We start from the raw sequence: 12,360 nt of genomic DNA, 5'->3' as shown, positions 1-12,360 counted from the left end.
TCATGGATTCTGTTGGGTGATCTGATTGCCGCGAATCACTTCCACCGCCGGCCGCGCTGCGCCGTTGTGTTCGCCGCTGTGCGGGACTTTCGGCGCAGCGCCCAGCGCGAGCTGGGTGAACTGGAAGAGCTGGCTGTTGGCGGCGACCAGTTTGTCCTGTGTCTGCTTTTCGCCGGCCCAGTATTTGGCCAGGCGCTGTTCTTCGCTGCTGCGCACCGCCAGGCGCAAGGTCCCGACTTGAGTGGCGAGCATCATCCGGCTCAGCAGTTGCTCCGGTACCGCCAGTACCACGGTGCGCGCGGTGAGCCGGCGCTGATCCTGTTTGAGCTTGTCATCGGTGCCCAGTGCCGGTGTGGCTGGCTGGCCGTCGTTGGTCAGGCCGTACTGTTCGCCAACACCGAGTACGCGCATTGCCGGCACCACGATCTGCGCCGACTGTTGCGGGTTGCTGGCGTCCTGACGCAGGTACAGCAACACATCGACATAATCGCCGGGCATCAACTGTCCGGCGGCACCGATCACTTCATCCACCGAAACGGCCAGCGCACGCTCATCGCTGTGGATCATGCGGGCCAGCGCACCACCGGCTTCGAAGCTTTCAGCGTTGAGCCAGGTTCCTGCACTGAGACGACGCCAGGGCGTGCGGCCTACGGCTTGTTCGAGGGTGCCGAGGCTGCCGGCGGGAGCGCTGCGCAGTTTTTCGATGGCCAGGTCGGCGGCGGTGAGCGGGGTGAATGGCGGAACGTCGTGCACCAGGACGACCACGGGCTGGCGGGTCTGGTCTTCGGCGGCGGCAACGGTCTTTTCCACGGTGACCACCGCAGGTGCAGGAGTCTCGGCAACGGGAGCCGGTTGCCGGCTGAGAACAAGGCCCCAGTAGCCGACAACGATGGCTCCCAGCAAGAGCACGGCGGCAAGGCCCATGGTGACGCGACTGTTCATGATGGCTCTCCCTTTCCTGCTGCACTACCAGCCCGCACTTCCAACAAGGGAACATCGCAATCAGGCAGCTATGAACATCCAACTATTTCGCTATTTCCACGCTAGCTGAAACAAGCCAAAACGCCATTACTGGCGGGCAAATAACCTACGAAAGTATGGGGGTTGGCCAATTAGCAGTCGAAATGGGCAGAAAGACGAAGCGATTAATGCTTTGGGATTAATCCGTTCTTACAGTTGTTGAGGGGTGGTTTGTTGACAATGCTCAGATGGCACGGTGGAAGCATTGCCGCTGTAGCGACATCGGCGCCGGGAGCGCAAAGGAGTGAAGGTATGATTCTTGATTATCTGCTGGCCAGAGCCCGTTTGTTTTTCAAGAGTGAGGAAGGGGCTTCGGCTATCGAGTACGCGATCGTGGTAGCGATGGTCGCGGTGGTGGTCGTGGTGTTCGTGACGCCGATCGGCACCAAGGTGCTGAACATCTTCAACTCTGTTCTGGTCGCTCTTGGCGGTACTGCGCAGACCAAGCCTGTGCCCTGATCACGTCGTTCGTCGAATCCTGCCTGCCGGTTTGCGGCCTGTGTCCCGGGCCGTAAATCGCGAGCACCCTTGAAAGCCGCAATCCGGTGCCCCGGCACTAAGGAGTAGCGCCATGCTCTTCGAATTCCTGATGTTGCATGCCCGGCGTTTCCTGCACAGCAATGAAGGCGCGTCGGCCATTGAATATGCCATTGTGGTGGCCATGGTCGCCGTTGTGGTTGTGGTGTTCGTGACGCCGGTAGGCGCCAAGGTGCTGGCCATTTTCAACAATATCCTCGTGGCTCTGGGTGGCACCGCACAAACCGCACCCGTGCAGACGCCCTGACTCGCTGGGGCGCCATTCTCACACTACACTCGGTTTCACTTTCAGCTTCTCAGGGATTGACCCATGACTGCTTCCTCGCTGCCCCGCCAACAGTTGCTTCTGGTTGACGATGAGGAGGACGCGTTGCTGGAGTTGGCGGAGTTGCTGGAGGGCGAGGGCTTCGTCTGTCATACCGCGACCTCGGTGAAACTTGCCCTGCATCATCTGACCCGCCATCCCGATATCGCCCTGGTGATCACCGATCTGCGCATGCCGGAGGAAAGCGGCATGTCGTTGATCAAACGCCTGCGCGAACACACCTCGCGCCAGCATCTGCCGGTAATCGTGACGTCGGGGCATGCGGACATGGAAGACGTCAGTGACATGCTGCGCCTGCAGGTGCTGGATCTGTTCCGCAAGCCGATCTATCACGTGCGGTTGCTGGAAACCCTCGACAACCTGTTTCCCAGACCCGGTATCAATATCTCGTGATGACCGGTACGAGGCATTCATGAAATTGACGCCACTTGTTTGACTTTGAGGTGGTGTCGAAATGATGGCTCGTGTACATTCCCCGCGCCCGATCCGGATGACCCGGACTGGCGCGGCAGGGACGTCCGACACAATGTGTGAACCCTGCTGAAACTGCTTTTCATGTTTTGGAAGGGAATCCCGTTTGAACACTGCTCGCTTGCGCCGCTCGCTTTTAGCGCTGTCTATCGCTGCAGCCATACTGCATGCCCCGATCACTACCGCCGCCGGCGCCAGTCTGAACCACAACCTGAGCGGCGGACCGTTGAACAGCAACCTGCAGAACTACGGGCTGGTCGATTTGAACGGCAACGGGACCATTGCCCCCGCTTCGCCGTCGACTTTTACCTATGGCGCCCAGTTCATGGGCCTGACCGCTGACCAGTTGCGCAACGACGGCACCATCCGGATCGATGGGGCCAATCATGGCGTCGGCATCAATCTGGGAGCCGCCGGTGCAACGCCGACCACGGTCGCCTACAACGTGATCAACAAGGGTTCCATTGCTGTCCACGGCCTGGCCGGTTCCGGCAGTTCCGCCGGCATTTCCGATATCGGAAGCACATTCACTGGCTCGCTGCTCAACGATGGCGTTATCGATGTCAGTGGTGCGGCCGCCAGCGGAGTGATGCTGGTGCATACCACTCTGAACGGGGTATCCAACAATGGCACCATCAGCGCCAGCGGGACGGATGCTTTGGGGCTGTTTCTCGACGGTGCCACGCTCAAGGGAGCCCTGAACAACAACGGTACGATTCGCGCCACCGGGGCAAACGCCGAAGCCTTGACCCTGGAGGGCGTGAAATACAGTGCCCCGGCAGGAACGGGTACTTTCGCCCTGTTCAACCAGGGCACGATTTCAGGTGAGTCCATCGGTGTGCACGTCAGCGATCAGCCGGCCGGTGGCCTGCCGTTCGTGATCTATCAGCAGGAAGGTCTGATCGAGGGTGGTCAGGCGGCGATTCAGGTGGATGACGGGGCCAGCTACTTTCACCTCTATGGCGGCCAGGTCAAAGGCGATTTGATCGGCCTGTCCGGTGTGAGTGTCGACGGTGAAGCTACCTTCGATGGTTCCACCATCAAATCCGGCTACGTCTCCATCGAAGACGGCACGCTGACCCTGATGAGACCGCACACCACGATCATCGGCGACTTCGACATGGAAGAATCCGACTCGGTGCTGGAGATGTATTTGGGCAACGACACCAACCCGGCGTTGCCGGTGCTGAAAGTTACCGGCACCACCGATATCGCCGCCGGCGCGACCTTGCGTCTGCTGGCGCGCTCCAGTGATTTTCGCGTGACCCCGGGCGGCACGAAGTACACCCTGATCAGCTCGGGCAATCTGATTGGCGGCAGCAACCTCAACGTAACCTCCAGCTCCGCGTTGCTGGATGTGAAAAGTTTTGGAGTCGCAGGCAACGACATCATGTCCGTGGTGACCAACAAATCCGAAGAGACGCTGGCGCAAAACACCCTTGTGGCCGGCGGCAGTCGCAACGCTGCCACGGCGGTGGGCCGCGTGTCGGGTCTGATGTCCCGCCTCGACGAGCAGGATCCGGTGTTCCAGGCTTTCGCCAACGCCAGTACCGACGCACAACTGGCGCGGCTGTCCGAAACCCTCAGCCCCGATGTCAGTCGCGGGGTGATCAAGGCCGCCACCAACAGCCAGACGCTGGTTTCCGGTGTGCTCGACGAGCGCTCCAGTCGCGCCCGTGATGCGGCGGCTGCGATGGAAAAAGGCGTCTGGCTGCAAGCCCTGAGCAGCGACGCCAGTCAGGATCAGCGTCGCGGTGTCAGCGGTTATGACGCCGACAGCCACGGTATCGCCGTCGGTGCCGATGGTCAGCTGAATGCCGATCTGGCGGTCGGCCTGGCCTACAGCTACCTCGACACCGACGTGAAATCCGATCGCGGCAACAAGACCAGGGTCACCGGGCATGCGCTGACCCTGTACGGCAACTGGACTCACGACAACTGGTTCGCCGATACGTCGTTGATGTACGGCTGGAACGACAACGAATCAAAGCGCTACATCACCGGCACCCGGGCCAAGGGTGATTACGACAGCAACGTGTTCGGTGTCAGTGCGCTGGCCGGTTACACCGTGCGCCTGATGCCGGATGTGGTGCTCGAACCCCGGGTCGGCGCGCGTTACGCCAATGTGAGCATGGACAGCTATCGCGAGAAGGGCAGTTCGGCCTCGCTGAATGTCGGCAGCCAACGCTACGAAGTGGGTGAAGTCGGCGCCGGCGCACGTCTGGCCGCAGCGTTTGCGATGGGCTCGGGCAGCTTCGAGCCGGAAGCGAAACTGATGGCCTGGCATGACGTCATTGGCGACAGGACAGCGACCACTTCGTCCTTCGTGCTGGGTGGTGAGTCGTTCACCAGCCAGGGCACGACACCGGTTCGCGACAGCTATGAACTGGGGCTGGGCGCCAACTATCGCATGGGCCCGTGGAGCGTCGGCGGGTCTTACAACTACGTGACCGCCAGCGGGTTCAACGCTGACGGGTTCACTGCAAAAGTGCGTTACGCCTTCTGACCGCACCGTCGGCCGGGCTACAGCTGATAGCTGAAGCTGATGCTGTAGCGCGGTCGGCGGTTGTAGGTATCCAGCGCTTCATCGGACATGGGTTTGGCCGCTTCCAGGGCGATGTTGTAGTACCTGGCATCGCCAAATCTGAGGCCCACGGCTGCCGATGACAGGCTGTTGGCCTGCACCGGCAACTGGTTGAACCAGCTGCGGGAACGGTCGAGCACGACATAGGGTTGCAGGATGCGCACCCAGTTGCCGTCGCGGTTGAAGCTGTAGTTGACCTCGTAAGCCACGCCCCAGCCCTTGTCGCCGGACGCCTGATCGTCCGGGTAGCCGCGACCGAAGTTCTGCCCGCCGAACACTGCGCGCTCGCTGTCGGGCAGGGTGTCGTCGGTCCAGTACAGCGCGCCGGAGAGCACGCCCTGCCAGTTATCGAGGAACTTGTCGCTCTGCACCCCGGAAAGCCGCAGGCGCAGGAAATCGAGATCGATGGCGCTGTTGTTGGTGTGCGCGCCCATGCTGTCCAGCCCTTGATAGACGCCGCCGCTGAGAATCCGCAGCTGCCGGGCATCAGCCTTGCGCCAGTCGCTTTCGAATGCCAGGGCGCGGATGTCGGTGCGTTCCTCGACACTCAACGGGTAGCCGATGACGTTATAGCGGGTCTTGTCGTTGACCGCATACAGGCGGGCGCCCGCGGTCAGCAGTTCATTGGGGGCGGCAATCAGCGGCAGGCTGAAGCCGACCGAGTACCGGTCGTTCTCGCGGTGTGGCTTGAGCTCCAGGCCGTTGTCCAGCACGACGCTGGTGCCGGGGTCGGCGCGGTAGCGCGAGGCGGACAGGTTCAGTTGCGTGCCTTCGGCGTCGAGAAACTGGCTGTAGTCCAGACGGTAGTAATGCTCGTGATCCTTTCCCGGTGGAAACAGCCCGCTGAGCGTCAGCTGTTCGCCCATCGACGTCTGGGAGTTGCTGCTCACACCGAGCAGGGCCTGGGTGCCCTTGCGATTGTCTTCGGTGGTGCTCAGGGAACTGGTGAACGGCTTGCGGCTGGCCTGGGCGATCAGCGTGGTCGCGCCGTCGGTGGTGCCGGGCGGCGGTACCTGGGCCTGGATCGTGACACCCGGAATCCGCGTCATCAGCGTGGTATAGCGCTCGAAGGTCTTGCGGGTCAGCGGGCGTTCCGCCTGGATTTTCGCCGCCAGCCTGTCGAGCAGTCCCTTGACCCGGCCCACGTCGCCCTGCACCTGCACATCCCTCACGTAGCCTTCCACCAGCACCACCCGCGCCACACCGTCCTGGAAGTTCTGTTGTGGCAGAAACGCGTAGGACAGCAGGTAGCCGTCGTTCTGGTAGCGTCGGGTGATGTTGCGGGTGGCTTCGATCAGGTCGGCGAGGCTGGATTGATGGCCGATCAGGGGTTTGTAGATTTCTGCCAGTTCGTTGAGCGGATAAAGCGTTCCGCCCTCGATCTGTACGGTTTTCAGATTGATCTTCGTCCCCATCATCAGCGGTTCGGCTGCCGCAGCACCGGGCTCCGGGACTTGCAGTGGCGCCGCACGCGGCCGATAGGCGTCCGCGGGCAGATTCGGCACCGGCAGGTTGCGGATGGTTTCGTTACTGTTCAGAAAGCTGGGAAGGGTGTCGGCCAGAGCTGTGGAACTGAGACTGAGCAACAGCAGGGATGCCATAACGCGCATAGGACACTCCATGTTCAAACCGCAGCACCGGGCAGGGTTTTTCCTAAGAAAAAAGCGGAAGACTCATCGGAATCTTCCGCTCTCAACCAAGCGTAGGCGCTGTAGGTTCGGCCGTCGAATCGGCCAGGTGCAATTCAGGGTTTGCTGCCGCCCAGGGTGCCACTGAGGCCGCCGAGCACTCCGCCCAGGCCACCGCTGGCGCCAGTGCCGCCGGTGGAGGTGCCACCGTTGACCAGTCCACCGACCGCGCCCACGGTGCCGCCCACGTTGCTGACCAGGCCACCGACTGCGGTGGTGACCGGGTTGTTGGTGGCGGCGATCGCGCCACCGAGATTGCTGACCGCACCGCCCACCTGACTGGTGATGCCGGCAACCGGAGTACCGAGCCCGGTGGCGCTGCCGACGTTCTGGGTCAGGCTGGTGACGGCGCTGGTGACTGGCGCGAGGCCGCTGCCGACATTGTTGCCCAGTGTGGCCAGTGGTGTGGTGGGTGCAGTGATCGGTGTACCCGAACCGCCCAGCGCAGTGTTGAGCGAAGCCACGGTATTACCGGCCGAGGCCAATACACCGCCAGGTGCGCCCAGCGCGCCATTGCCGGCTGCCAGCCCGGTGCCGACGTTGGAAACCGCGCCACCGACGGTTTGCAGCAGGCCGTTGTTGCCCAGTCCGCCACCCACGCCGGTGCCCGATCCGGTGCCGTTGTCCACCAGCCCGCCGGCCTTGCCGACGGTGGTGCCGACATTGCTCAGGGCGCCGCCTACGGTATTGGTCAGGGCATTGCCGTTGCCGGCCGCCGTGACATTGTCGCCCACACCGTCGACGGTGGTACCGACTTTCTGCAGCAGTCCGTTCACGGGGTCACCCAGGCCGGTGGTGCTGCCCAGTTTGTCGGTGGTGCTTTCGACCATGGCGATCACGGGTACGAGACCGTTGCCGACATCTTTGGTCACCGAGCCGAGGGGGCCTGTGGTGGTGGCCGTGCTCAGGGTATCGCCGAGCATGGTGACTTTCTCGCCGACGCCGTTGACCAATGGCGCGACCTTGGTCACGACACCGCCGACCACGGGGACGCTGCCGGTCGCGCTGGCCAGTTTGCCGCTCAGGTCCGATACGCCGTTGCCGACATCCTGGACCACGCCACCGACCGCCGAGGCGGTTACGCCCAGGCCGTTCTCGGTCGTGCCCAGTTTGCCAAGGCCGTTGGCCACGCCATCGCCCAATGTCGTCACCACATTACCTGCGGTTCTGGCGGCGCTTTGCACTACACCACCGACGACCGGCACGCCACTGAGCGAATCGCCGACCTGACCGACACCGCTGCCGACGCCGGCGACGGTGTTGCCGACATCCTGCACCAGGGTCGAGGTAACCAGTGGCGATGGTGTGCTCGGATTCGTGGGGTTGGTCGGATCCGTCGGGTTGGTCGGATTTGTTGGATTGGTCGGGTCCGTGGTGCCGGTACCACCTGTGCCACCTGTGCCGCCTGTTCCCGCAGTTCCACCCGTACCGCCGGTCCCGCTTGTTCCGCCAGTGCCGGCGGTGGAACTGTCCGGAGTCGAGCTGCTGGAGCTGCTGTGATGACCGCCACCGCCGCTGCTGCAGCCGGCCAGGCCGAGGGAGAGGATCAATGCCAGCGCTGTTGCCGATTTGCACCACACTTGAGTTTTCATGAGGTTGATTCCTTGCACCTGTCACAACGTTCGTTGTCTTCGATGGCTCGCCGATTCTCTTGCCGGCAATGCCTTCGCCCGTGGTGCTCATATCAGTCGCAAGGCTGGATCCACGCCATTCTCGAGTTGGTATTAACGCCTTTATACAAATGGCCGGGGCTGCTGCTTAACGACTAATGCCGAAGATATAAAGGCGCAAAAAAAAGCCTTGAAAATCAAGGCTTCCTGTTGGGCGTAACGGCGGATGCGGGAGGTGGAAACTTAAGTTATATACACACAATTGATCATGTGAGCAGGCCTGGATCGCCCCCCTCACAATGCGCAGTGGCGACTGCGCCGGTGTCTTGATTCAGGCAATCGGTTGCCAGTTTCCGACCATGTGCTCCAGATCCCCGGCGCCGATCAGACGCAACTCACCGCTGGAGCCTGCCGAACTGGCGAACAGCGACACCTCGCTTGGCAGGCGCACCGGCTTGCGAAAATGCACGGTGATCTCCAGATTGGCCCGGGGCAGGTGATCCGCCAGCGCCGCCAGCGTGCGAGCCTTGTTCCACAGGCCATGAGCGATGGCGGTGGGAAAACCGAACAGCTTTGCACTGGCCGCGCTCAGGTGGATCGGGTTGTAGTCGCCGGAGACCCTGGCATATTGCCGGCCGATGTCCGCCGGGGCTTTCCACTGCGCCACCTGCAACAGTGGCAGTGACGGTTCCCAGGCTTGCTCCAGAGCATCGCCCTCCAGCTTCACGCCTCGACAGAGCATCCGGCTTTCGGCTTCCCACAAAGGCCCGAGCTGATCGTCGAAGGTGGTCAGCAGATCGAAGGTTGCACCTTTCGGATGGGGTTTGAGGTTGTGCACCCGGACGCTGACCTGCGCCCGACTGATCCCGCCCATCGGTCGCAGCACGCGGATACGGTTGCTCAGGTGAATCAGCCCCAGCAGCGGAAAAGGAAAATCCCTGGCCGTGAGCAATTGCATCTGCAATGCAAACGCCAGGACATGTGGATAAGTCGGCGGGAGCAGACCGTCGTCGGCAAAACCGCAGACCCTGCGGTAGGCCGCCAGACGTTTGCCATCGACGTCGACCCAGCAGCGCAGACCGGTGTCGGGCAACGTGGTGCCGGTGATTTTTCGCCGGGTCGCCGCTCGGACATACAGCCCCGGCAGGCTCGGCTCGCGGTGCAGGGTGTGCCATTCGATGCTCATGCCTAAGCCCCCAGAACACTTTGTCCACAGACCCGCAGCGCCTGCCCGGTGAACGCACCGGTGCCCGGCTGTGCCAGCCACGCCACGGCTTCGGCGACGTCTTGCGGCAGGCCGCCCTGGCCCAGCGAACTCATGCGCCGCCCGGCTTCGCGCAGGCCGAAAGGAATGTGTGCGGTCATCCGGGTCTCGATGAAACCCGGCGCCACGGCGTTGATGCTGATGCCGCGCTCCAGCAGCGTCGGCGCCCAGGCCTGGGCCAGGCCGATCAACCCGGCCTTGCTCGCGGCGTAATTGGTCTGCCCGCGATTGCCGGCGATGCCGCTGATGGAGGCCAGCAGAATCACCCGTGCGTTGTCGCGCAGGGTGCCGCTGTCGAGCAGGGCCTTGGTCAGCACCTGCGGGGCGTTGAGATTGACCGCCAGCACCGCATCCCAGAATTCCGGGGTCATGTTGGCCAGGGTCTTGTCGCGAGTGATACCGGCGTTGTGCACCAGAATGTCGAGGCCGTCCGGCAATTGTTCGATCAATTGCGCGGCGGCGTCTTCGGCGCAGATGTCGAGGGTGAAGGCACGCCCACCGAGGCGGGCGGCCAGGGCTTCGAGATCGGTTTTCGCTGGCGGTACGTCAAGCAGGATCACCTCGGCGCCGTCCCGGGCCAGGGTTTCAGCGATGGATGCACCAATGCCCCGCGCTGCGCCGGTGACCAGCGCCTTGCGCCCGGCCAATGGGCGAGTCCAGTCGCTCACCTGCGTCGTACACGCATTCAGGCGGATCACTTGCCCGGAGACGAACGCGCTTTTCGGTGACAGAAAGAAACGCAGCGGCCCTTCCAGCTGATCTTCGGCACCTTCACCCACGTAAATCAATTGCAGCGTACCGCCGCTACGCAACTCCTTGGCCAGCGAACGGGAGAAACCTTCGAGCGCCCGCTGGGCACTGGCGGCAAATGGTTCGCGCAAGGTTTCCGGGGCACGGCCGAGGATCACCAGGTGCGCACTGTGGTCGAGGTTTTTCATCAACGGCTGGAAGAATTCGCGCAGTTGCTTGAGCTGATCGGTGTGCTGCAATTGACTGGCGTCGAACACCACCGCCTTGAGTTTCGGGCCATGGCCGGGAATCCATTGGGTGGCGGTCGCAGGCTGGTCACCGTAGCGATAAATGGCATCGGTCAGTCGGTTGGCGAAGGTGCTGACCCGTTCGGCCAGCGGCCCGCCACCGATCAGCAGTGCTCCGTCCACCGGCCGCAGGCGCCCGGCCTGCCAGCGTTCCAGCCGCACGGGCGACGGCAGGCCCAGGGCCCCGACCAGACGGTGGCCGATGGACGAGTTGGCGAAGTCGATATAGCGGTCAGACATGGAACGCTCTCCGGAAGATGGGGTTCAAAGTGTGGACTGCGAAGGGCAATCAATCGTTCGATCCATGCAATAAGGCCTACGCTAGAACACTGAGGTTTAGCAGGTCTTGCAGATAAATGCGGACGTTGTGGGAGCGAGCCTGCTCGCGAAGGCGTCGTCAGCCTCGACATCCAGATGCCTGACAGTCAGCCATCGCGAGCAGGCTCGCTCCCACAGGGATCGTTTTTCAATTCAGAATTTCACAAGGAGTTTTTCATGAGTCAGCTGCGCCGCGTCGCGATCATTGGTGGCAACCGCATTCCGTTCGCCCGTTCCAACGGCCCGTACGCTACTGCGAGCAATCAGGACATGCTCACCGCCGCCCTTGAAGGCCTGATCGAGCGCTACAACCTGCACGGGTTGCGCCTGGGCGAGGTGGTCGCGGGGGCGGTGCTGAAATTGTCACGGGATATGAACCTGACCCGCGAATGCGTGCTCGGCTCGCGCCTCTCACCGGCCACACCCGCCTATGACATCCAGCAGGCCTGCGGCACCGGTCTTGAAGCTGCGCTGCTGGTGGCGAACAAGATTGCCCTCGGCCAGATCGATTGCGGCATCGCCGGCGGCGTCGACACCACGTCGGACGCGCCGATCAGCGTCAGCGAAGGCCTGCGCAAGATTCTCCTGCAAGCCAACCGTGCGAAAACCACCGGCGACAAGCTCAAGACTTTTCTCCAATTGCGCCCGAAACACCTGATCCCCGAATTCCCGCGCAACGGCGAGCCGCGCACCGGCCTGTCGATGGGCCAGCACTGCGAATTGATGGCGCAGACCTGGGGCATCCCACGCGAAGCGCAGGATCAACTGGCCCTCGAAAGCCACCACAAACTCGCCGCGTCCTACAGCGAAGGCTGGCACAACGATCTGATGACCCCGTTTCTCGGCCTGACCCGCGACAACAACCTGCGTCCCGACCTGACTCTGGAAAAACTCGCGGCCCTGAAGCCGGCCTTCGAGAAAAGCGCCAAAGGTACGCTGACCGCCGGCAACTCCACACCGTTGACCGATGGCGCGTCGGTGGTGCTGCTGGGCAGTGAAGAATGGGCGAAAGAACGTGGTCTGCCGATCCTCGCGTACCTGCGTGACGGCGAAACGGCGGCGGTGGATTTCGTCAATGGCGCCGAAGGACTGCTGATGGCCCCGGTATATGCGGTGCCGCGTTTGCTGGCGCGCAATGGCCTGACCTTGCAGGATTTCGACTATTACGAAATCCACGAAGCGTTCGCCGCACAGGTGTTGTGTACGTTGAAGGCCTGGGAAGATCCGGAATACTGCCAGACCCGGCTAGGTCTGGACGCTCCGCTTGGCTCGATCGATCGCAGCCGCCTGAACGTCAAGGGCAGCTCGCTGGCGGCAGGGCATCCGTTTGCCGCGACGGGCGGGCGGATCGTCGCCAACATGGCGAAACTGCTGGATGCGGCAGGGCAGGGGCGGGGGTTGATTTCGATTTGTGCGGCGGGGGGGCAGGGGGTGACTGCCATTGTCGAGCGCTAGAAGAGCAAAAGCTTGCCCTCACCCTGACCCTCCCGAAACGTCGGACCGCCC

Annotated in this window: 10 protein-coding genes; 5 read left to right on the top strand and 5 right to left on the bottom strand. The window is 62.6% G+C overall.

Annotated features, from left to right (window positions below; genetic code table 11):
* Complete coding sequence (gene cpaB / locus BBF94_RS17445; RefSeq protein WP_065260231.1) at nt 1-942, bottom strand: Flp pilus assembly protein CpaB; 942 nt, start codon at nt 940-942, stop codon at nt 1-3.
* Nucleotides 943-1,272: 330 nt separating this feature from the next.
* Between cpaB and BBF94_RS17440 the strand changes: the two genes are divergently transcribed.
* The 4 genes from BBF94_RS17440 (at nt 1,273) to BBF94_RS17425 (ending at nt 4,859) form a co-directional block, all read left to right on the top strand.
* Nucleotides 1,273-1,479, top strand: a complete 207-nt coding sequence (locus tag BBF94_RS17440; protein WP_065260230.1) for a Flp family type IVb pilin — start codon at nt 1,273-1,275, stop codon at nt 1,477-1,479.
* Nucleotides 1,480-1,591: 112 nt separating this feature from the next.
* The gene (locus BBF94_RS17435; protein WP_065260229.1) at nt 1,592-1,804 is read left to right on the top strand and encodes a Flp family type IVb pilin; all 213 of its coding nucleotides are present in this window, start codon (nt 1,592-1,594) and stop codon (nt 1,802-1,804) included.
* A gap of 63 nt (nt 1,805-1,867) precedes the next feature.
* Complete coding sequence (locus BBF94_RS17430; RefSeq protein WP_065260228.1) at nt 1,868-2,275, top strand: response regulator; 408 nt, start codon at nt 1,868-1,870, stop codon at nt 2,273-2,275.
* Nucleotides 2,276-2,459: 184 nt separating this feature from the next.
* Complete coding sequence (locus BBF94_RS17425; protein ID WP_065260227.1) at nt 2,460-4,859, top strand: autotransporter family protein; 2,400 nt, start codon at nt 2,460-2,462, stop codon at nt 4,857-4,859.
* A 17-nt stretch (nt 4,860-4,876) separates the two neighbouring features.
* Here the strand turns inward: BBF94_RS17425 and BBF94_RS17420 are convergent, their stop codons facing one another.
* The 4 genes from BBF94_RS17420 to BBF94_RS17405 all read right to left on the bottom strand — a co-directional run bounded on the left by BBF94_RS17420 (nt 4,877) and on the right by BBF94_RS17405 (nt 10,776).
* Nucleotides 4,877-6,547, bottom strand: a complete 1,671-nt coding sequence (locus BBF94_RS17420) for a ShlB/FhaC/HecB family hemolysin secretion/activation protein (protein ID WP_065260226.1) — start codon at nt 6,545-6,547, stop codon at nt 4,877-4,879.
* A 134-nt stretch (nt 6,548-6,681) separates the two neighbouring features.
* Entirely contained in the window at nt 6,682-8,217 is a 1,536-nt protein-coding gene (locus BBF94_RS17415; protein WP_065260225.1) for a collagen-like triple helix repeat-containing protein, read from the bottom strand.
* A 349-nt stretch (nt 8,218-8,566) separates the two neighbouring features.
* Entirely contained in the window at nt 8,567-9,421 is an 855-nt protein-coding gene (locus tag BBF94_RS17410; protein WP_065260224.1) for a MaoC family dehydratase, read from the bottom strand.
* Nucleotides 9,422-9,423: 2 nt separating this feature from the next.
* Nucleotides 9,424-10,776 carry a 3-oxoacyl-ACP reductase gene (locus BBF94_RS17405; RefSeq protein WP_065260223.1) on the bottom strand — a complete coding sequence of 451 codons (1,353 nt, stop codon included), beginning with the start codon at nt 10,774-10,776 and terminating at the stop codon, nt 9,424-9,426.
* Between the two features lie 255 nt (nt 10,777-11,031).
* Here BBF94_RS17405 and BBF94_RS17400 point away from each other — a divergent pair, with 255 nt between their 5' ends.
* Nucleotides 11,032-12,309, top strand: a complete 1,278-nt coding sequence (locus BBF94_RS17400; protein WP_065260222.1) for an acetyl-CoA C-acetyltransferase — start codon at nt 11,032-11,034, stop codon at nt 12,307-12,309.
* Nucleotides 12,310-12,360 lie beyond the last annotated feature (51 nt).

The organism is Pseudomonas bananamidigenes, assembly GCF_001679645.1.
Classification (GTDB): Bacteria; Pseudomonadota; Gammaproteobacteria; order Pseudomonadales; family Pseudomonadaceae; genus Aquipseudomonas; species Aquipseudomonas bananamidigenes.
Note: the sequence above shows the minus strand (reverse complement) of the source record. Positions and strands in the feature narration are given on the sequence as shown.